We start from the raw sequence: 20,765 nt of genomic DNA, 5'->3' as shown, positions 1-20,765 counted from the left end.
TGGCGGGTACTCGCACGCAGTCGGCCTCCGTCGGCGCAGGATGCGCGAACCGCCAAAGGCGGCGACGGTGAGCCACGGATGGCGTGCCGACGAAGCTGCGGGTGCACGACAGACTGATTCACGGCTGCCGGGATTGGTGAAGCAATGACTGTGTAATTCAGCATTCCAGGAAGCGTTTTCAGAACCGTAATTTGCCTATACCCCCTCCCCGAAAAACCATCAATACCAGCAAAAAAAACCAAAAGAAAAGCGAGGTACCTCATGCGTCCACAGAGAATAGCCACTTCCCTGTTACTAACTGCATTTTTCGCAACTTCTGCTCAAGCAGCCAAATTCCAAATCGACCCAGCCCACACCAGCATCACTTTCAAAGTCCCCCACATGGTGATCTCGAAAGTAAAGGGACGCTTTGAAAAATTCGAAGGCAGTTTCGAGTTCGACGAAAAATCTCAAAAACTCGACACAGTTTCCGTAAAAATTCAGGCTGATTCCATCAACACCAATCAAGCCGATCGCGATAAGCATTTAAAGAGCCCCGACTTTCTGGATGTAGCGAAATTCCCAACGATTGATTTTAAAGGCACCAAAGTGATCTATGACTCTGCCAAACCGAAAGAGGTTCAAGGCAAACTTACGATCCATGGAATAACGAAAGATGCGACCTTGGAAGTTGAATACAAAGGCGCCGTCACAGACCCGATGGGAGTTCGTCGGATAGGTTTTGAAATCGAAACAAAACTGAACCGTAAAGATTTCGGGTTGATCTGGAATAAAGCTTTGGAAACTGGCGGAGTTGTCGTTGGTGATAACATCGAAGTGGAAATTGAAGGCGAAGCGATTCTCCCGGGTAAAACAAAATGAGATATCAAACTCCAAACTTTAAAGTGGGGATGGGCTTACACCCTTCCCACTTTTCATATTTAGAACAGCACCCGCTGACCGACGTCGCGTGGTTTGAAGCCGCCAGCGAGGATTACATGAATCCCCTGGGTCGTTCGATGGAAGTCCTGGAAAACTTGCGCCACGACTATCCCATTGCCCTTCATGGTTCGCATTTAAATATCGGCAACCCGGAAGGCGTGGACTCAAGTTACTTACGGGAACTTCGAGACCTGATCGAACGCGTGGAACCCTTTTTGGTTTCAGATCATTTGGCTTGGACCGGAGGAAGTCGCGAAAACCTGCATGGACTGTTCCCCCTTCCACTCGATCAGGAAAGTCTGCAGGTTGTTTGCAATAATATCGATTCCGTACAAAGCCAGCTTAAGACGTCGATCGCTTTGGAAAACATCGCGACCTATGTTGATTTCAAGAACAACGAAAAAAGCGAAGCTGAATTTTTAGGCGAAGTTGCAAAAAGAACCGGTTGTGGTTTGGTTTTGGATTTGGGCGCTCTTTTCGTGAACTCCCAAAATCATGGATTTAATCCCCACAAATATCTGCAAAATCTTCCGCTGAATAAAGTCGTGCAAGTTCACCTGTCTGGCCCCACAGAAACTGAATCCTATTGGCTGGACAGAAAGGCCTCTGAAATCACCCGCCCCATCTGGGATTTATTTAAGTACCTGACACCACATATTCGTCATTTACCGATCGCAATCGAAAGACATCGCAATATTCCCGAATTCAGCGAACTGGAAATGGAAGTTATCAAAGCTTCTTTTATACTGGAGAACAACAATGAGCTTGAGCGAAGCACAGCATCTGTTTAAAAAAAATGTTCTGAACGGAGAAGTGGATGACCCTTCCCTGGCTCAATTACGACCAGCGGGGAATCTCCCCCTGGATCTAGGTTTCGAAATATATCACGACATATACTATTCTAAACTTGCGGGTGCGCTGGCGAAAACCTATGAAACTGTGGCGTGGGTTTTAGGCCCCGATTTGTTTCATGATATCACAGCCCGTTACATCGACTCTCAACCGACAGTTCCTTATCGACTGTCCGAGTACGGCGCCAACTTCAGTGAATACTTGTCACTGACCACCAAGACTCGCGGCATTCCATTTTTGCACGACTTGGCTCAATTCGAATGGCTTCTTAAGGAAGTCCAAAACGCTGCCACTCCAAATCCTGTGCCTCAAGAGGACATCAAACGCTTTGAGCATTCGAATAACTTTCGGATCAGTTTTATCGCTGCGATGCGAGTTTTTCAAAGCATGTATTCGATCACTGAATTGTGGAATCACCGCAAAGAGCCACGTTACACTTATGAAGAGATCAATTGGAATCAGCCAGAGAGTGCTTTGATTTACAAGAGAGAAGGACAGCTTTTGGTGGAATCTATAGACCCCACTCACGCTGAAGTTATTTTGGACTTGCAAGAAGGCAAAAATATTTCAGAAGCGCTTTCGGGCTTTTCAGAAGTCATCTCGCCTGCCGACAACAACAAATTATTCAGCACATTGATGAGAGCAGGCATTATCGACGACATTGAGGAACTATAAACGAGTCGAAGGAAGCGAGCTGCGAAGATCTTTCGCGGTTCCTTTCATTTGCACCGTCATTCCCGCCATACCTCGGCAAGTTTCGGAACAGTGACGGCAAGTTTCCGCACATCGAGCCATGATTTCGTCATCATAGGAGGCGCAGATCGCCGCACACGCTGTGGAAAGCTCAAAAGAAAGTTCACATGCTTGGTGATGAAACTCTAAATCCGACAACATCATTTTTGAAGATAGCTGACAGGCCTCTGCGCACATTTGCAACATCGCCATTTGCTTGCCAGACACACCTTGCTGCAGCAGATAGTGAAGAGCTTCCATACAAGCCTTTGTACAATTCATGCAGGCTTTAATACATTTCGACATGTCGCTGTCTTGCATTGGAATCGACGCCATAACAAACCTCCCGATCAAGATTAAAAGTCTCACCTTTATTCTATGGGAAAAGCGTCAGGCTATTGGGATTTTGTTAGATTGCAACAAGGCCCCGTGTTTCCTATCAGGGCCTTGTTAGCTAGGACTAACCTTCAGTCCCGAGGACTTCGGTTTTTTTGATCATTTCTTCGAGCGTCGCTTTGAAAGCAACTAATTGTTCTTGGGAGAACTGTTGCGCCCAAAACTCTTTCAACCGTGGATACCACTGTGGGAAAATCTCTTTCAAAGTGCTGTCGCCTTTTGGTGTCAATTTGATCACAAAAGAACGACCATCCTTTACATGTGTTTCACGCACGATCAATTCATTCTTCTCCATATTGTTCAACAAGCCCGATATCGTTGCTTGCGTAACACCTGCCTTAGAAGCGAGCGCAGAAGGGCTTAATCCCTCTGGTGCGTTTCTTAGCATGTAAAGAAGTGTGAATCGTCCGCTGGAAAGACTGTATTTGGAAAGAACACCTTCAAGGTGATTGTCCAACTCATTTGCCACCTTCATGAAAAGAAGGTTCGAGTGAAGAATTCCTGCATCCACCTCTTCCGTGTGCAGATCTCCGCAAGAAGCTTTTAACTCTTGTTCCGTCGGCAAGTCCTGAATAAATAATTTCGCCATTTTTGTCTCCTGGGTAGTTATTTGCTTCTATTATTGTTACAATTAAGATTCTGTTCAGTATTTGTTAAATTTTTAATTCTTCAGCTTCCAATCTCTTGAAGTAATTAGACGTGCTCCGCGTTTGGAGAAGATGTAACTCCACGTCCACTCTGCCATGACAGAGATTCTGTTCTTGAATCCGATCAGGTATAAAACGTGAACGAATAACCAAGCTAGCCAAGCGATGACTCCAGTCATTCTCAGTGAGTTATACTGAGCAATCGCTTTTCGTTTTCCGATAGTAGCCATCTGGCCTTTATCAAGATACTTAAAGGAGCTTCGCGCTTTCCCATTGATACTTTGTAGTACCACATTGCTTACAAATTTACCAGCTTGCATTGCCGCAGGAGCTAATCCGGGCAAAGATTTATTTTTTTCGATTTCGAAATGGGCCATGTCACCAATAACAAAAGTGTCTCTGAAATTCTCAATTGAGAAGTCATCTTGAACAATAACTCTACCCGCGCGATCCTTAGCCACATCTGGAGTGAATTTCATTCGAGAAGCCTGCACACCTGCCGCCCAAAACACGGAACGAGAGGGTATAAACTCCCCGGCAATTATCACTCCATTTTCATCTATCTTTTCGACGCGAGAGGAGACACGGACTTCCACACCGATTTCTTTCAAATCCTGCAGCGCGTGTTCCGAGAGTTTTTCGTGAAAGGCCGCTAAAATTTTGGGCCCGGCTTCCACCAGCAGCACGCGAGCATTCGCAGGATTAATATGATTGAAATCTTTTACCAACACTGTACGAGCGATGTCAGCAATGGCACCTGCAAGCTCGACACCCGTAGGCCCCGCCCCAACCACTACAAAATTCAGCAGGGCCTTTTGTTTTTCTGGATCCATTTCGTTTTCCGCAGCCTCAAACGCAGAAAGAATGCGACGACGAATTTCCGTGGCTTGCTCGACAGTTTTTAAACCCGGGGCATGCTCTTCCCATTCGGGATTTCCAAAATAGCTGTGCTGAGCACCGGCTGCGACAATAAGATAGTCATAAGAAAGTTCAACACCGTCGGTGACGATAAACTTTTTTTCCAGGTTCACACTGTCGACGCGACCCATGTGAATTTCTACATTTTCAACTTTCGAAAATTGAGCGCGAATGGGAACGGCGATATCAGAAGGATTTAATCCGGCCGTTGCAACTTGATACAAAAGCGGCTGGAACAGATGATGATTGCGCTGGTCAATTAAAACAACGTGGACTTGGTCTTTGTTGGCCAGAGATTTCGCGGCATTTAATCCCGCGAAACCTCCACCGATAATAACGACTAACTTTTTCTCTCTACTTTTCGGGTGCTGTAACGGCATAGTCACTGACTCCACTTTCGCGTGGTGCGCCAGCCGTGGCTTCCTCGTGAGACGTTTCTTCTTTGGTAGCAGAAGTCATTTTACTGCCAAGCTTATTAGCCCAAACTCTGAAACGATCGACATACGTGAATACGGCAGGCACCACAATCAGGGTTAGAATTGTCGATGAAATCATACCACCGATAATCGCCACCCCCATAGATGTACGAGTTTTAGATGCCGCATTCATGCCGATTGCCACTGGCAATGTACCAGCGATCAAGGCGAATGAAGTCATCAAGATGGGACGAAGACGCGTTTTACCCGCTTGCACCAAGGCATCGGCACGTGTTTTACCTTCGGCCATTAATTGGTTCGTTGTATCCACCAACAAGATACCATTCTTACCCGCCACCCCGATCAACATAAAGAAGCCGAAGATCGCGAACATTGAAAGCATCTGATCCGCAAGATACAGACCCAAGAAAGCTCCACACAACGCCAGTGGCAAGGCCACCATGATCGTGATCGGAGTAATGAAAGATTCGTAAAGTGAGGCCAGGATCAAGTAGATGAACATCACCGCGAACCCGAGAGCCATGACTGTTGAACCCGCAAGTTCTTGTTGGTTCTCGGCATCACCACCGAAGTTATAACGAACACTTGCTGGGAATTTATTTTCACCCTCAGAAGTCCATTTTGCAACGTCAGCGATCACTGTACTTACACCCACACCTTGAGCCAAGCCGGCAGTGATTTGGATGTAGCGTCCACGGTCCATACGATCGATCGAAGCGGGACCCGATGAAAGATCGCCGTTAGCCACGTCTTTCAAACGAACCAATTTACGATTCACGTTTGGAACATAGACATCGTTGAACGTTTGCTTCAAGTCACGTTGGTTTTCAACCAAACGCACGCGCACTTCGTACTCGCGTCCTTTTTCACGGAACTTGGCCGGAGTCATACCTTCAACCTGTGCACGAAGCTCTGCACCCATTGTCGACGTATTGATACCGTAGGCTTTTGCAGCGCCTGGTTTCAACTCAACTTGCATCTCTGGTTTACCTGGACGGAAGTTCGAGTCCACGTCTTTAAAGCGCGGATCTTTTTTCAACGTATCGATTAATTTTGAAGCTGACGACTCAAGATCTTTAGGATCTGGAGAGATAATGTTCATCACGAATGGTTGTTGCGCCATACCACCTGTAGAGTCGTATTTTTTCACAACTGGATTCGCGAAAGCAAAATCAGCGAACTGTTGGCGCAAATGATCACGGAAAGCTTCCGTTTTCATTCTGCCTTTAATGTCTTTCATTCTTACATAGAAGCTGGCTTTATTCGACTCACCATAGATGTTACCAACGATCATCGTCGTGTAATCCACAGCTGGGTCTGCATGAAGGATCTTGTCAACTTTGTCAGCGACCTCCTGCATACCATCCAAGCTTGTACCTGGAGTCATCTCAAGGGTAACTGTGATCTCGCCCGAGTCGTCATCCGGAATAAATGTTCCCGGAACTTTCGTCACCGTATAGATCGACAAGAAGAAGATCATCAATGTCGCCACAATCGTCATAATTGGATGGCGCAAAGTTACACGCAGAAGTTTTTCGTAATATCTTTCAAGCATCGATTGGAATCGGTCGAAACCACGCACCAGGCGGCCCAAAGTTTTGTCATAGATACTTGTCGGTTTAAAGTCCTCGTGTGAACCTCCGTGGCCACCGTGCCCCTCACCCGCAAAGTAGGCAGTCAGCATCGGAATGATCGTCATCGCAACGAACCAAGAAATGATCATTGAGAACACGATTGTGAAACCGAACTGCTTTAAGAACTGACCGATTGTACCGGACATCGTACCCACGGGAACGAATACGGCGATAACAACCAGAGAGATCGCCATAACGGCCATTTGAATCTCTGTCGTACCTTTTTCCGCAGCTACCAGGGAATTTTCACCCAATTGCATACGACGATAGATATTCTCCACGACAACAATCGCGTCGTCGACCAGAAGACCGACGGCAAGGGTCAAGGCCAACATCGATACGATATTCAAAGAGAAACCCGCAAGCTTCATCAACATGAAGGCACCGATCAAGGATACTGGTAATGAAACCGCCGTGATCAACGTCGTGCGCAAACTACCCAAGAAGAAGAACACCGTGATAACTGTCAAAAGAATCGCGATGATGATCGTCTCGTTCACGTCATAAAGATTGTCTTTAATTTTTTGAGAAGCATTCGTCACAAGTTTGATTTGTGGCGCGCCTTCCATTTTTTCAAGCTCCGGACGAATTTTTTCCATTTGCTTAATAACGTCATCGGCCACTTTCACAGTGTTGGAACCGGATTGACGATAGACTTGCAAGAAAATCGCCTTTTCGCCGTTTACGTAGGCGCGGGAAGCTTCGTCTTCTAATGTGTCTTTAACAACACCCAAGTCAGAAACACGTGTTGGAACTTCATTTCCGTAAAGATTTACCAGAGTATCTGCAACATCGGCCGTATTTCTGAACTCTCCCAAACCACGGAATACCAGCTCTTTACCACCTTGGTTGACTTTACCCGATGGAATGTTCTGCCCCATGGCGCCCACTTGACCGGCTACTTGCGTAACGGAGATCTCGCGGTTTTTAAGTTTGTTACGATCTAAAAGGACATGAATTTCTCTTTTACGACCACCCAGGATATCGATCGCACCCACGTTGTTCACTTGTTCTAAGCGAGGTTTGATCATTTGATCGGCGATATCGTAAAGAGCCGCGTCCCCAATTGTTCCTTTAGAAGACAACGCGACCATCAGGATAGGAGTATCTGACGGGTCGAATTTTTTGATAACTGGGTCATCAACTTCATCTGGAAGTTTCGGTTTAGCGATATTTACTTTATCACGTACTTGTTGTTCCGCATATTTCGAGTCCACTGAAGAAACGAACTCGACGATAACTTGCGAAACACCTTCCATATTTTTGGAAGTCATACGTTTGATACCGGAAATTGTACTGACTTCGTCTTCGATAGGGCGAGATACCAGTGTTTCAATTTCGGAAGGACCTGCACCTTTATAAGTTGTCTGTACAGTTACAACCGGAACGGAAACGTCGGGAAATAAGTCGACCGGCATGGATTTGTATCCGGCCCAACCGACAACAACGATCGCAATGGTTACGCAGGTAATAAAAATCGGTCTGCTGATGGAAATCTTAGGTAAGCTCATGACTATTTCCCTTCCTCAGGAGAGGCTTGGTAAAGTTTGATTTGCGTTTGAAGTGCCAGGATGTTCGCTGCAGACTTCACGCGGTTCAAAGCGGAAGCTGAGTAATCTTGTTCGAACAACAATACTTGGTACGTTGTTGTACGACCCTGACGAAGACGTGTTCTTTCCACGTCCAATTTAGTTTTCTGTGCCTGTTCAATTTTACCCAACAAAACCAAGTTGTCGCGCGCATCAGTAATATTTTGAGTTAAATTGATCCAGTCTTGTTCTTGCGCATACAGCGCGTACTCACGGTTGTACTCTGCTGCTCTGACATTTTTATCGGCACCGGATTTAGTATCGCCAGCTGCGCCGATATTCAAAGGCATGTTAAAGCGCATACCGATGTAACCAGTATCCGTGTCAGTATAACCGGCATTTTTCATCGCTTGGTTATAGTCATCATCACGGCCATTTAATGCGTAAGTCGTATAAATATCCAAAGTTGGACGGTTGCGCTCTTTCACCACAACTGCATTCGCTTTCGCTGTTCGCAATTGGGCCTGAGTCGCTTTCACATCATAACGTTCACCAGGGCGAGTTGTCGGTACAGTGATTTTTTCCAGCTCTGCATAAGGAACTGTTTCAAGACTGTCCACCGGAGCTGTCGCTGGTCTATTTAAAAATTTATTGAAGGTACGAAGAGCCTCACGTTGTTCATTGCGCGCCACTTGCAATTCCAAAGCACGAGCTTCAACCAAGGCACGAGCTTGAACCACGTCGGCTTGCTCCCCTAGGTTCATACTGCGTTTGCGACTTACGTAGCTCATGATATCGTTCGCTGATTTAGATGCGGCTTCTTGAATTTTAACAACGTCAGACCATGCAGAAAGTTTCCAGTAAGCAGCTTCAGCTTGCGCCAAATAAGCTGTTGACTGGTAGGAAGCTTGATATTGCTCCGCATAGTTACTTTGACGAAGCAAATCTTCGTTCGCGCGAGCCGTGCTACCGAAGCCACCGCCCCACACAGGCATCGTCAATTCGATCTTAGGAGTTGCATCCCAATATTTAGACATTGTGAATGCAGATCCAGCGTTGTCGAAAGTTGTCTTTTGCATCGTATAGTACAGCTTACTTTGCAAACCGAAATCGAATTGTTGCTGAACTCCCAAAGTGTATGTCTCGGTATTCACACGATCATACATTTTCGGCTGACTTGGCTTACCATCATGACCCGTATTAAATTCGGCAAAAAGTTTCGGGGTGAAGATCAAATCTGCTTCGCGGGCCTCAAGGTTGTTACCTTCTGCCTGCGTAGTAGTTCCTTTATAACTGTTACTGTCGGTCTGCACTTGCTCGAGATATTGAGTCAACGTGACACCCTGAGCTTTCGTTGCAGCTATTCCTATTAATAGAAAAGCCATAGCAGCTCGCAGTACAAAACATCTGTCGTTTTTAGCTCCACCCTGGTTCATCATGGGTCCATCTCCTGATTCACTAATAAGTAATCACTTACTTACATACTTTTACGGCATTTTTACGAAGTACTCAAGCAATTACTTACTTGTGGACATTCTTATTTTATGATACATTTACTATTAATAAGTACTTTCAAGTGCTTATGTGCTTTAAAAAAGATAACCCAGGAGTTCAATATGGGAGACACCTCTCAACCTTTATCGAAAAATACGGATCAAAAAGAGACCGCTTCTCGATCTAAGACTAAAAAAAGAGATAGATCCGCATCCGAAGAACGCCTGCTTCAGGCCGCTGAGGATATCTTTGCAAAACACGGCTTTAATGGCGCTACTACCCGCATGATCGCCGACAAAGCCAAGGTCAACGAATCACTTATAGGCCGCTATTTCGACGGCAAAATGGGGCTATTGCTTGCGGTGTGTGAAACACATATCAAAGATAAAGTTCAGCAAGATGCGCTTATGTACCCAGCGCAAGCAACAGTGCACGAAGAGTTAACTTCATTGGTGGACTCTATGTTCGAACATCATTGCAAAAAGGACGAGGAGTTTTTTAAAATCGTGCTGGGCCAATGTCTTGTGGATGCGAAGTTTTTGAAACGCATTCGCGAAATCGCTCCCATCAGTCTTTATATTAACCAAGTTATTGAGCGCCTCGAAGTACTTCGCACTGAAGGTAAAGTTAAAAAAGACGTCGATCTTCGACAAGCGATGGAAATTTTTGATACATATTTTCATGGCTCTATGTTTTTTGATCGCATCTTGCTTGGCACAGATGTGGAAAGCATCCAAGCAAAATTGAAAATCTTTATCACAGGTTTGGCAGAGTCTCTAAGTACCGGTAAGTAATTCCAGATATTCCGAGCTGTCAGTCGGAGGAATAGGATCCACCTGCTCTTCCGGAGTGATTCTAGCGTTCACTCCAGGTGGCACCACCTCATTACCCATCACCTCTTGCTCAGTAGGATACTGGCGCGCATATTTCCAAAGGTCCTTATGATAGGACAAAAGCAAACTTCCATTTTGCAATGAGTTTAACAGCACCGGCAAAGCTTCGAGTGCGACGGCAAAACAGCCCTGGCTCCAACCCAAACGACCATTGCGTTGAATAAAATCATCGCTGACATACTTTGCTCCGTGCAAAACGATCAAGCGATCCTTGGCATTGTCATTGGAGCGATCAATCCCCTCAAGCTTTAAGGAGGGGCCATTCTTGGCGCTGTTATAAGTGCCTTTTGCATAGTAAAATCCGATGGAGCTTTTCCAGGAATCCATAAGATTTGAAAAGCTGCGCGTTTCTAAAATGCCGGAATTAATTCCATGAGACACATAGAATCTTTCCACCACACCGGTATCCAGATGCAGGAAATACAGGCGCTTTTCAATGGAGATCAAAGTGTAATCCACGATCACGGCGGTTTTCGTATTCGCAATTCGACCCGCATTATAATCGAACATGCGAAACAAAAGATTCACGGGTTCTTCCGCGACTCCTTGAGATAAAACCGCTTGATAAAGATTTTGCCCCGTCGTTGTTTTGCGATTGAACATAGAGTTCGGCGCGTTCACCGCCAAGGATAAAACTGAAGACAACAGGATAGCGATGCCGCTTAGGCATGACAAAAGCGTGATTCTCATGACATCAAGATTCGCAAAGGAGTGGTGGCACTGCAACTAGGGAACTGCGACACACCACCGCTCCTGAGATAAAACAAATTTTCCGGAGATCTATTCTTTTTTCTTGATTGCGCCCATGTAGGAATATGTCCAAGGTCGGTAAGCCATCAACACACCAGCATCCACAGTGGCGGTGTTGTGCTCAGCATCGAAGCGCGAATCTTCCTGCATCTCCATCGCCAGCTTTTCCATTTTCCCTTTGTACTTCGCCAAAGTCGACGGACTGATTTTGATTAACGTAAAGCGCACGAAATCCTCGGGCTTGAAATCGTACATCAAATAAGTCGCCTTCATTTGTTCAAAAAGGGCTTTACCGATGGGCCCATCTCTGCGGAAACGCAAAAATCCATGACGTTTGAATTTTACTTTGTCGCGCGGATGAAGTTCGATCAAATTCAAGCGATCCAGCTGGAAAAGATATTTTTGGGCTTCTGCTTTGGGAATTTGGTATTCTTTTTCGATCTTTTGCGGAGTGCGCTCGTCATGAAGCAACATATAGTAATGCAGTAAACGCGTGTTTTCCGCCAGGGCGCGCTCTTGCTCGTCCGTCAGAAGATAAATCTGTGTTCCATCTTCAAGATTGGCGGACTTCACCACTTCTGAAAAACTAAGATCCGCCACACGACAGATTTCTTCCAAACGTTCTAAGCTCAGGCTTTTACTGGAAAGAATGCGTTTCACGCTGGATTCGCTAAGGTCTAACGCTTTAGCCAAATCCCTGTAGAGTACGTTCTTTGCTTTCAAAGCGCGTTTCAACGACGCCAAAAACTGATCTATTTGCGACATACCAGCCTCCACTCAGCAGAGTACTGTATATTAGTACCTGACGCAATTCCCTTGTCGGATTTCCCTATATTCATTAGAGTTGTCCACGATGCAGCCCTCAGAAAACGCTCTTCTTTTTAAACGCCCTCTTTTATTTTACATAAAAAACAATCCCCGCGCTTTTAGCTTAGGGATGCTGTTTTTGCTTTTCACGAATGCACTGGACGGGATTTATCCCTTAGTGATGAAACAAATCATCGACAGCATTGAAGCCCGCGCACCGATGAGTGAAATCACCAAGACATGTATGATCTTTGCTTTGGTCATGGCAAGCCTGGCAGCCACTCGATTGGGATGGCGTGCGTTCTTTGGTAAGTTCCACACTTATGCGGCAGAAGATATTCGCCGTCGTATTTTCAATCACCTGACTTCATTAGGTCCCAATTTTTTCCATAAAAATCAGGTGGGCGAATTGATGAGTCTTTTGACGAATGACGTGCAGTCTTTCCGTCAGGCGATCGGACCGGGCCTTTTGATTCTGGCAGACGGTGTGATTATCATCGCGATCGTATTCCCAATCATGGTGATGATGAACTGGTCTTGGACTTGGAAGGTTTTGATCTTCCTACCACTGGTTCCCTTGATGATCTGGAAAGTGATGAAACTGATTCACACGAATTACAAAATTCAACAAGATCGCTTCTCCGAACTTACTGGTGTTGCCCAGGAAACTGTCGGCGGCATCCGTGTGATCAAAAGTTTTTCCCAGGAACACAACCGCACTCAATTATTTAACGGCGTCAGTGCTGCTTTTGAAAAAGCCTGCAACAAAGTGGCCAAAGTGGACTCCCTGTTCGTTCCGGTGATGGAGTTCGGTGTGACCTCGGGAAGCGTCATCCTGCTCTTTGTCGCGAAAGACGACCTGTATGCCGGGACAGTCACAATCGGGACGTTCTTTGCCTTTCATCGCTATATTCAAAAAATGGTCTGGCCGATGACGGCACTGGGTATGGGCTTTTCGATGATGCAAAAAGGCTATGCCTCTTTTGACCGTATCAAAGATGTTTTGAAAACGGATACTGACATCCCTGATAACGGAAAAATTGAAATCACACGTTTTGAGAAATTGGAATTCAGAAATGTTTCCTACAAACATCAAAGCAGCACTGTATATGCTTTGAAAAATGTATCCTTCACCCTTAAAGCCGGCGAAAGCCTGGGCATCATGGGTCCGGTAGGGGCAGGTAAAACAACTTTGTTGCACCTGCTGACGCGTCTTTACCCATTAACTGAGGGTGAAATTTTCGTGAACGGTCACGCGATTGAAGACATCACACAGGAGTCTTTGCGCAAAACCTTTTTGTTGGTTCCTCAGGAGGCCTTCCTGTTCAGCGAAAGCATTTCTGAAAACGTAAGCTTCGGTTTATCCGAGCGCGCATCAGACCAGGATATCCTGCGCATGACCGAAACCGTGGATTTAACTCGCGAGATTCAGTCACTCCCCCATCAGTTTGAATCCCAGTTGGGCGAGCGTGGTGTAAATTTATCCGGTGGCCAAAAACAGCGTCTGACCATCGCCCGAGGCTTGATTATGAAAACCCCGGTTTTGATTTTGGATGACTCGTTAAGTGCCGTGGATACCCGCACCGAAAAAGCGATCGAAAATGAACTGGGCAAAGACAAAGGTTCAATGAGCCGAATCATCGTAGCTCACCGCCTGTCTTCGCTTAAAACCGTCGACCGTCTGTTGATCCTTCGAGATGGCGAAGTGGAAGCTCTGGGAACTTACCAAGAAGTTCTAAAGGTCAGCCCGACATTCCAAAAAACCGTCAGCATTCAAGGTCAGGAGGTGAATCATGAATAATGATAACTTCATGAATGAAGACTTGGTTAAAACCAAAGTCACTTATCCGGTTCTGTTTAAAAGACTGTGGCCCTATGCCCGTCGTGAAAAGGTTTTGTTATTCGCTGCGATCTTTGCAGTCTTTGGCGGAGCTTTGGTGGCCCGTCTGGTGCCAGCTTTGATCGGATATGCGATCGATCATGGTGTGAAGGGCAAGAACTATGAGCTTTTCACTCAGGTGGCTTTTGCCTATTTGGGACTTGAAATCCTGCGCACGTGTTTTTCCTTTTCTAACAATATGCTTTTCCAATTGTTTGGTAATCGCATGCTGTTTCATTTGCGCGAAGACTTAATGAACCACGTACAAAGATTGCCTCTGCAATTCTTTAATAAAACTCCCACGGGACGCATCGTCACTCGTCTTACGAATGATGTCGCCTCCTTAGGTGAGCTTTTCACGGAAGGCGTGATCACGGTCTTTACTCAGTTCGTAGTGATTTGTTCAGTCGTTGTGGCGTTGGCACTGATTTCCTGGAAGCTGACTTTAATTTCCTTGTTCTTGGCTCCGGTCTTTATTGGGGCTTCGTTTTACTTAAGCAATAAAATCCGCGCTATCTTGCACGAACAGAAAAAGAAACTGTCGGTGATTAACGCTTTCTTGGCAGAGAACTTAAATGGGATCAAAGTTGTACAATTATACAACCGCATCCGTCGCAACCGTGATCGCTTCTCGAATCTTTCCACAGATTATCGCGATACGAATATGCGTTCGATCTATGCCTATGCGATGATGCAGCCGATTATGAATCTGTTCAATGCAGTAACGATCACATCGGCCCTTTATTTCGGCGGCTTGATGAGTGCGGAAAATTCCATCGCGATTGGTTCCTTGGTGGCGTTCTTGATGAACATTCAAGACTTCATCCCACCTTTGCGCGAAATCCTGGAGAAGTATCAACAATTCCAAAACTCACTAACCAGCGCAGAACGTATCTTCACGCTGATGGATGAGCACAAAGAATACGAATTGGATTCTTTGCAGAAAACAGACCTGGTTCGTGGTGACATTGAAATTCGCAATTTGAATTTCCGCTATGAAGAAAACCTGCCGTTGGTACTTAAGAACGTGAACCTGCACTTCCAACCTGGCGAATCCATTGCTTTGGTGGGTCGCACCGGGAGTGGCAAATCCACGTTTATTTCCCTGCTTCAGCGTTTCTATGATGCCCCCGAAAAATCGATTTTTATCGATAGCTTGCCAATTGAAAGAATCGCGCGCGAAGAAATTCGCCATCATGTGGGCGTCGTGCAACAGGATAACTTTATTTTCCGGGGAACGATTCGCGGTAATATCGGCCTGGGCGATCCAAAGGTGTCAGACGAGCAAATCCAAAAAGCCTGCGAGAAAACCGGCTATATGGGTCTATTGACTCGCACAGGACGCGATTTAAACAGCCCGGTGGATGAACGTGGCGCCAATCTTTCTGTCGGCGAACGCCAGCTCATCGCTTTTGCGCGCATCTTGGCTTTCAATCCCGACATTTTGATTTTGGATGAGGCGACAGCGAATATCGATTCTGAAAGCGAACACATCATCCAGGAAGCGACTCGCGAGATAACCAAAGGTCGTACCAGCATTATCATTGCTCACCGTCTGTCGACGATTGAACAATGTGATCGAATCGTTGTCTTGAACCAAGGCGAAGTCATGGAAGTGGGCTCTCATCAGGAATTGATGGCGGCTCAAGGTATGTACTATCAATTTGCTTCGGCGGGAGCCAAGTCACCTTTGATCGAAGATTCCGAGGCCCCTAAAATGGAAGTGGCAGAAAAGTCTTAGACCTTCTGCCACTCTTTAAAACTATTTTTACGGTAAAATCTAAGCCGCTTTTGGTGTCGTGAAGTTTTTAATGCTTTCACGAACCGATTGGCTCACTGTCGTGAACTTCACACCGTATCTCACAGCGTCTGTTCCTCTTGGTGCCATCTCTTTGATGAACTGCTTGCTAACGATCTGGCAAACAGCATTAAATGGCGGCACGCCATCACCTGGTTGAAAGTGAAGGAACAAGGATTGACCCGGTTGCAAATTCGGATTGTCAATCAAGACACCCGCACCACCAGCACTGATCTCAAGCGCCTGACCACGGAAAACTGTTTTGTTATTATGAACAATCAGGCTTGCACCATAAGCGGCGCGTGCATGACGACGGCGGAAGAAGATCTCTGCCAAACCGGTATCAGAAGATTGCTTCATCGCGCGGATTTTGTCTGGTGCGAATTCTTCAACTTCAGCTACACGACTCCAATTTGCCATGCGTGCATGCCAAATATAATCGTATTCAAAAAGAGTTTTTTCCTGAAGCATTTGCACAACTTCCACAGGCGAGAAAGGGCCGTAGTTATTTCCTTCTTTAAGGATGAACCACTCTTTGTCTTTCATTGTTTCTGCAACTTCTTCTTTTTTTCCGGGAGCAGCCTCTGGACGAGCTGCAGGTTTTGATGTGACCTTCGCTGAAAACTCAGGATGTTCCATCAACATAACCCAGTCACCGATTGCTTCATCATAGACATAATCTGTCCATTGGTGTTCATGGGATTCAACTTTTTGTAGGACAGCTTCAAAAGTGTAAGGTCCAATATGAGTCCCATTATTTGAAAGATAATATTGTTTTCCCATTTGTTCAGTGCTCCTTGGGAATAACTATCGGAGCAAAATCCAGTCGACTTAACTGTCGGATATTAGACATTTTAAGCTAAAATGTTCCACGATTTTTCGTCAAACTTTTAAGCGATTTCCACTGAGATGCAATTAAGTCTAAACAGAGATTCATGTTCTCCGAATGAAACACCCAGACCGGCCCTTAAGGCCAGTCCTGTGTCTTAGCCCCCTCGACCGCGGTAAATACATACACTCGTTCGTTTACTCTCAAAAACGATTCCCTAGGATAAAAGAAATAAAGTTACAACCGACCTGTTCGGGCATTCGTGGGGGATGTTGAAATGAGAAACGCGTTTTTTCTCGGCCTCTCTTCTTTACTTATACTTCTATTTTCTTTCGATTCATTCGCTGGCTCCTGTCCCACATTGATGAAAGGAAGCGACTCGCGAACCCTATGGCGGATGTCTCCATATCAGCCGGCCAGAGGCGTTGCCTTGGTGGTACACGGACTGAATAACAATCCTGCGCGAATGATGTCGATTGAAAATGTATTGCGCGAAAACAGGATCGACGTGCTGCGACTGTCGCTCTCGGGACACAACAATAATTTGAATATTTTTAAGCATGTCACCGCAGAGATGTGGGAGCGTGATGCACTTCGCGCGTATTGCCAAGCCAATGAACGAGCCGACAGATATGGGATGCCCATATACTATGTCGGATATTCTTTAGGTGGGGTTATCGGGGTCACTCTATCGAGTAAGTACAAGCAAGTTCACTTCGACAAGATGGTTCTGTTTGCTCCCGCCGTAGCGATTCGCAGAACCGCATTTATTATGCGAATTTTAAGCACTATGAATCCGTTTACCATCATTCCCAATCTATTCAATCGAGAAAACTATTTTGCAAACTCCACGGGGACACCGGTCTCGGCCTACCGCGCGACATTTGAACTGGCAAACTTCGCGAATCGACATCCCAACCGCCAAGCGATCAACGTACCAACACTTTTATTTATCGATCCATTAGATGAATTAGTCAGCCCTTCTGGAATCAGGTCTTTTATTGCAAATTATCGCTTAGATAAGTGGAAGACGTTTGTTGTTCACAAACGTCCCTTTAGTTGGCAATCGATCTTTCATCATTTATTGATTGATGCAGCCTCTGTTGGACAAAGAAGATGGTACGAAATGAAAAATGCCATGATCGATCATCTGGAAGGAAAGAATCTTATTCAAGACCACAGGCTTTCTTCCACTCCGGAGTGGGAAGAATCATTTTACGAGCTTTCAGATCAAATAATCCAAAGGTAAACACAGCTTCACTGGCAACAGTGCCATCGTGTTTGATCATTTGTTGTTTCATGTGACCGATTTTACCCTCGTAGTCCATGATGCTCGAAACAATAGTGATACTTTCCCGAAGCTTGATTTCTTTTAGAAATTTAATACTCACTTCCAAAATTACTGGCCCTTGCTGCAGGCGATGAATGTCGCTAAAGCCAAAGCCTCGGGGGGTGATGGCTTCCCAACGTGCTTCTTCGTACAACGATAAATAAGTAGCGTTATTCACGTGACCATAAGAATCGATATGGGTTTCACGAATCAAAATTTTATAATTTCCAAATTCACTCATGGTGCTCCTCTTTCTATTTCAAGGCTTCGCGGATATGCGCTGAGGCAAGATCCAAAGCCCACACAACAACGGCGATCACAACGATGATACATCCCACTTCACGCCACATGGCCTGCCCCTGATATTGAATCAGCATGGTCCCAATACCACCCCCGCCAACCAAGCCAATCACCGTTGCCATTCTTACGTTGATGTCCCAGCGATAGACCGTAAATGAAATATATGGCAGAACCACTTGAGGGACAATCGCATACCAGATGGTTTGCAACTTGTTGGCTCCCGTTGATTCGATGGCTTCAATCGGACCATCCTCAACTGCCTCTACCATTTCAGAATACTGTTTTGCTAAGGAGGCCACAGAATGAATCATGAGTGCGAGCATCCCCGCAAAAGGCCCAATCCCCACCCACACCGAGAAAATAATAGCCCAGATCAATGCCTCAATAGAACGAGTCACGTTCAAACACGTTCGCAACGCCAGATAAACGGGATAGGCCACCGGGCCACGCATAATATTTTTGGCACAGAAAAAACTTAAGGCGAATGCAAATGGAATAGCAATACTGGTCGCAAGAAAGGCCATGAAGATCGTCTCGATAATATTTAAAACTGCTCGAGGCAGGACTTCCCAATTCGGATCAAAAAGGCCTTTAAACAGACGAACGGCTCCCGCAAAACCATTTTGATCGAGCAGTTCAATAAAGGAAAAATCAGTCTTAAGTAAGGCCACGACAAAAGAAACCACCAACAAGGTGACAAACTGCCAGCCCCAGAAAGCGCGATACCACGGAACGGGCTCAGTTGCAGGATGCAGATCAAATAGAGCTCCCCCCAAGGTGCGCACTTTCAGATGTCGCAAGCCCCATGCGACGACGACCCCAATTAACATAAAGACAGCGACAAATAATACGTCCCTGGTTAAATCCAACAGCTGCTCTTCGCTGGTCACAAACAATGCAACAGCCGAACAACTTAATAAGAATGCGACACTCAAGGCGTCAAAAAATATCCGGCGCAACATCCTGAGTCCCTTCTCCGTAAATTTTTTGAAACCATTCCTGAGTGATCTCTTCAGGCTTTCCCGTGAAAACAATCTGTCCCTCTTTCAGAGCCACGACTCGGGTCGCATACTTTCGCACCAAAGACAGGAAATGCAGATTCGCGACAACAGTGATGCCGAGTTCTTGATTGATCTTTTTCAGATAGTCCATCACCACATGACAAGTGGCGGGATCCAACGAAGCCACTGGCTCATCTGCCAACAACAGTGTGGGATTTTGCATCAGCGCTCGTGCAATCGCCACCCGTTGCTTTTGACCTCCCGATAGTTGATCGGCTCGCAAATGGGCCTTTTCAGAGATTCCTACGAGTTTCAAATTCCTTAAAGCTTCGTTCTTTTCCTGAACCGAAAACATGCCGCAAAGACTTGGCAAAGTTTTTTTAATTCCCAAGGTGCCCATCAAAACATTTTTGATCACGCTTTGGCGGGGAATCAGATTGAAGTGCTGAAAAATCATTCCCATCTTACGACGAAGGGAGCGCACTTGATCGGGACGCTGAAGTCTACCGATATCCAAGCCTTCAAAAATAATTTCTCCACTGCTGGGAGTTTGCAGGCGGTTCAGACAACGCATCAGGGTGGACTTTCCAGAACCACTGAGCCCGATCACAACCAAGAACTCGCCCTTTTGCACATCAAAGCTCACATCGCGCAAAGCTTGCACACCGTTGGGAAAAGTCTTGTTTAGGTTTTTCACGGACAAAAATGGCGTGCTCATTTATTTTCCTGCCGGAAGCATTTGTTTTAACATTTCGCGAACGCTTTCATAATCGGCATCCGTTGATCTTTTCAAGTTAGTCGCCCCCAACATCAGATCCAAAGATTTTTTTCCTTCAGGAGTCGCCACCCACTCCAAAAGGACCTCGCAGATTTTTTCTTTCATTTCCTCAGGCATGTCTTTACGAAAGACAATGGGATCATTGGGAATAGGTTCCGATAGCTCGATGATTTTTACCTTTTGCTCGACATCAGGATATTGCAGCTTCACCAGACGACGGGCATCTTCGATCTGACCATTCTGCGGTGGACTGTAGTAGGTCGCCCCCCCGTCCACCTGCCCCTGATAAATCATCGACACCACGGCATCGTGATTCATAGCAAAGACAGTTTCCTTGGGCTCAATTTTTTTATCCTTCATGGTTTTTAAAGGAAGTAAGTATCCCGACATGGACGCTGGATCCACAAAAGCCATCTTTTTGCCGTTAAAGTCTTTCAATGATTTGATGCCGCTAGAACTGCGGGCCAGAAACTGTGACTGATAAGTTCCCAATCCATAGCGAATCACCGTTAAGCGCGCTTGCACACCGTAAGACTTATTCGCCATATAATAACCATAGGTATTGATTGCTGCGACATCAGCTCTGTTCGTACCAAATGATTCCACGACCGCCACAAAGGATTGGGGAATTGTGATCTGAAACTTATACGGTGTCGACTTTTCCAGATACTCTTTCAATAGCTTGGAGTTATCCGCAAGAACTTTGGCATCCACGGAGGGCACCAGATGAAATTTAATTGGATTCTCTGCAGTACCCAATGCGGCTTTCTTAAAATTGCAGCTGGAAATACTGAAGACGCACAAAAGCAAAGCGCAGTTCAAAAGAAGCTTCATGAAACC

General features: G+C 45.8%; 19 protein-coding genes. 7 read left to right on the top strand and 12 right to left on the bottom strand.

Annotation, left to right across the window (positions count from 1 at the left end; all coding sequences use genetic code 11):
* Window positions 1-261 precede the first annotated feature (261 nt).
* From HW988_RS03675 to HW988_RS03665, 3 genes are read left to right on the top strand one after another with little or no spacing between them, the layout of a single operon-like run.
* A complete protein-coding gene (locus HW988_RS03675) occupies window positions 262-861 on the top strand; it encodes a YceI family protein (protein ID WP_181606279.1) in 600 nt (199 codons plus the stop codon).
* Window positions 858-1,712, top strand: coding sequence for a DUF692 domain-containing protein (locus HW988_RS03670; protein ID WP_181606278.1), 855 nt, complete (start codon window positions 858-860; stop codon window positions 1,710-1,712). Before HW988_RS03675 ends, HW988_RS03670 begins: the two co-directional genes overlap by 4 nt.
* Window positions 1,681-2,448: a DNA-binding domain-containing protein gene (locus tag HW988_RS03665; protein ID WP_181606277.1), complete on the top strand. Its 768-nt coding sequence runs from the start codon at window positions 1,681-1,683 to the stop codon at window positions 2,446-2,448. The genes HW988_RS03670 and HW988_RS03665 overlap by 32 nt, the downstream gene beginning before the upstream one ends.
* Here the strand turns inward: HW988_RS03665 and HW988_RS03660 are convergent.
* The 5 genes from HW988_RS03660 to HW988_RS03640 all read right to left on the bottom strand — a co-directional run bounded on the left by HW988_RS03660 (window position 2,443) and on the right by HW988_RS03640 (window position 9,505).
* Window positions 2,443-2,841 carry a four-helix bundle copper-binding protein gene (locus tag HW988_RS03660; RefSeq protein WP_181606276.1) on the bottom strand — a complete coding sequence of 133 codons (399 nt, stop codon included), beginning with the start codon at window positions 2,839-2,841 and terminating at the stop codon, window positions 2,443-2,445. The genes HW988_RS03665 and HW988_RS03660 overlap by 6 nt on opposite strands.
* 124 nt (window positions 2,842-2,965) lie before the next feature.
* Complete coding sequence (locus HW988_RS03655; protein WP_142699075.1) at window positions 2,966-3,490, bottom strand: MarR family winged helix-turn-helix transcriptional regulator; 525 nt, start codon at window positions 3,488-3,490, stop codon at window positions 2,966-2,968.
* Window positions 3,491-3,562: 72 nt separating this feature from the next.
* Window positions 3,563-4,846 carry an NAD(P)/FAD-dependent oxidoreductase gene (locus tag HW988_RS03650; RefSeq protein WP_181606275.1) on the bottom strand — a complete coding sequence of 428 codons (1,284 nt, stop codon included), beginning with the start codon at window positions 4,844-4,846 and terminating at the stop codon, window positions 3,563-3,565.
* The gene (locus HW988_RS03645; RefSeq protein WP_181606274.1) at window positions 4,821-8,048 is read right to left on the bottom strand and encodes an efflux RND transporter permease subunit; all 3,228 of its coding nucleotides are present in this window, start codon (window positions 8,046-8,048) and stop codon (window positions 4,821-4,823) included. Before HW988_RS03645 ends, HW988_RS03650 begins: the two co-directional genes overlap by 26 nt.
* A 2-nt stretch (window positions 8,049-8,050) precedes the next feature.
* Window positions 8,051-9,505, bottom strand: coding sequence for a TolC family protein (locus HW988_RS03640; protein ID WP_181606273.1), 1,455 nt, complete (start codon window positions 9,503-9,505; stop codon window positions 8,051-8,053).
* Window positions 9,506-9,682: 177 nt separating this feature from the next.
* Here HW988_RS03640 and HW988_RS03635 point away from each other — a divergent pair, with 177 nt between their 5' ends.
* A complete protein-coding gene (locus tag HW988_RS03635) occupies window positions 9,683-10,354 on the top strand; it encodes a TetR/AcrR family transcriptional regulator (RefSeq protein WP_181606272.1) in 672 nt (223 codons plus the stop codon).
* Here HW988_RS03635 and HW988_RS03630 read toward each other — a convergent pair.
* On the bottom strand, window positions 10,337-11,143 hold the full coding sequence (locus HW988_RS03630) for a murein L,D-transpeptidase catalytic domain family protein (RefSeq protein ID WP_255490192.1): 807 nt from the start codon (window positions 11,141-11,143) through the stop codon (window positions 10,337-10,339). The two genes, HW988_RS03635 and HW988_RS03630, sit on opposite strands and share 18 nt — an antisense overlap.
* A 90-nt stretch (window positions 11,144-11,233) precedes the next feature.
* Window positions 11,234-11,968, bottom strand: a complete 735-nt coding sequence (locus tag HW988_RS03625; RefSeq protein WP_181606271.1) for a helix-turn-helix transcriptional regulator — start codon at window positions 11,966-11,968, stop codon at window positions 11,234-11,236.
* An 88-nt stretch (window positions 11,969-12,056) separates the two neighbouring features.
* Here HW988_RS03625 and HW988_RS03620 point away from each other — a divergent pair, with 88 nt between their 5' ends.
* Complete coding sequence (locus HW988_RS03620) at window positions 12,057-13,811, top strand: ABC transporter ATP-binding protein (protein WP_370468145.1); 1,755 nt, start codon at window positions 12,057-12,059, stop codon at window positions 13,809-13,811.
* Window positions 13,804-15,630 (top strand): ABC transporter ATP-binding protein, encoded by a 1,827-nt coding sequence (locus tag HW988_RS03615; RefSeq protein WP_255490191.1) that lies wholly within the window; start codon window positions 13,804-13,806, stop codon window positions 15,628-15,630. The genes HW988_RS03620 and HW988_RS03615 overlap by 8 nt, the downstream gene beginning before the upstream one ends.
* Before the next feature lie 39 nt (window positions 15,631-15,669).
* Here HW988_RS03615 and HW988_RS03610 read toward each other — a convergent pair whose 3' ends face one another.
* Window positions 15,670-16,470 carry a GYF domain-containing protein gene (locus HW988_RS03610; protein WP_181606269.1) on the bottom strand — a complete coding sequence of 267 codons (801 nt, stop codon included), beginning with the start codon at window positions 16,468-16,470 and terminating at the stop codon, window positions 15,670-15,672.
* A 323-nt stretch (window positions 16,471-16,793) separates the two neighbouring features.
* On the opposite strand from HW988_RS03610, the gene HW988_RS03605 reads away from it, so the two are divergent.
* Window positions 16,794-17,765, top strand: a complete 972-nt coding sequence (locus tag HW988_RS03605; protein WP_220128791.1) for a carboxylesterase — start codon at window positions 16,794-16,796, stop codon at window positions 17,763-17,765.
* Here HW988_RS03605 and HW988_RS03600 read toward each other — a convergent pair.
* The 4 genes from HW988_RS03600 to HW988_RS03585 are packed head-to-tail and all read right to left on the bottom strand — an operon-like array spanning window position 17,683 to window position 20,759.
* The gene (locus HW988_RS03600) at window positions 17,683-18,087 is read right to left on the bottom strand and encodes a thioesterase family protein (RefSeq protein ID WP_181606267.1); all 405 of its coding nucleotides are present in this window, start codon (window positions 18,085-18,087) and stop codon (window positions 17,683-17,685) included. The genes HW988_RS03605 and HW988_RS03600 overlap by 83 nt on opposite strands.
* 13 nt (window positions 18,088-18,100) lie before the next feature.
* The gene (gene phnE / locus HW988_RS03595; RefSeq protein ID WP_181606266.1) at window positions 18,101-19,108 is read right to left on the bottom strand and encodes a phosphonate ABC transporter, permease protein PhnE; all 1,008 of its coding nucleotides are present in this window, start codon (window positions 19,106-19,108) and stop codon (window positions 18,101-18,103) included.
* Window positions 19,086-19,865 (bottom strand): phosphonate ABC transporter ATP-binding protein, encoded by a 780-nt coding sequence (phnC, locus tag HW988_RS03590; protein WP_181606265.1) that lies wholly within the window; start codon window positions 19,863-19,865, stop codon window positions 19,086-19,088. The genes phnE and phnC overlap by 23 nt, the downstream gene beginning before the upstream one ends.
* The gene (locus HW988_RS03585) at window positions 19,866-20,759 is read right to left on the bottom strand and encodes a phosphate/phosphite/phosphonate ABC transporter substrate-binding protein (RefSeq protein ID WP_181606264.1); all 894 of its coding nucleotides are present in this window, start codon (window positions 20,757-20,759) and stop codon (window positions 19,866-19,868) included.
* Window positions 20,760-20,765 lie beyond the last annotated feature (6 nt).

Source organism: Bdellovibrio sp. KM01 (genome assembly GCF_013752535.1).
GTDB lineage: Bacteria > Bdellovibrionota > Bdellovibrionia > Bdellovibrionales > Bdellovibrionaceae > Bdellovibrio.
This window is presented reverse-complemented; position numbering and strand designations above follow the sequence as displayed.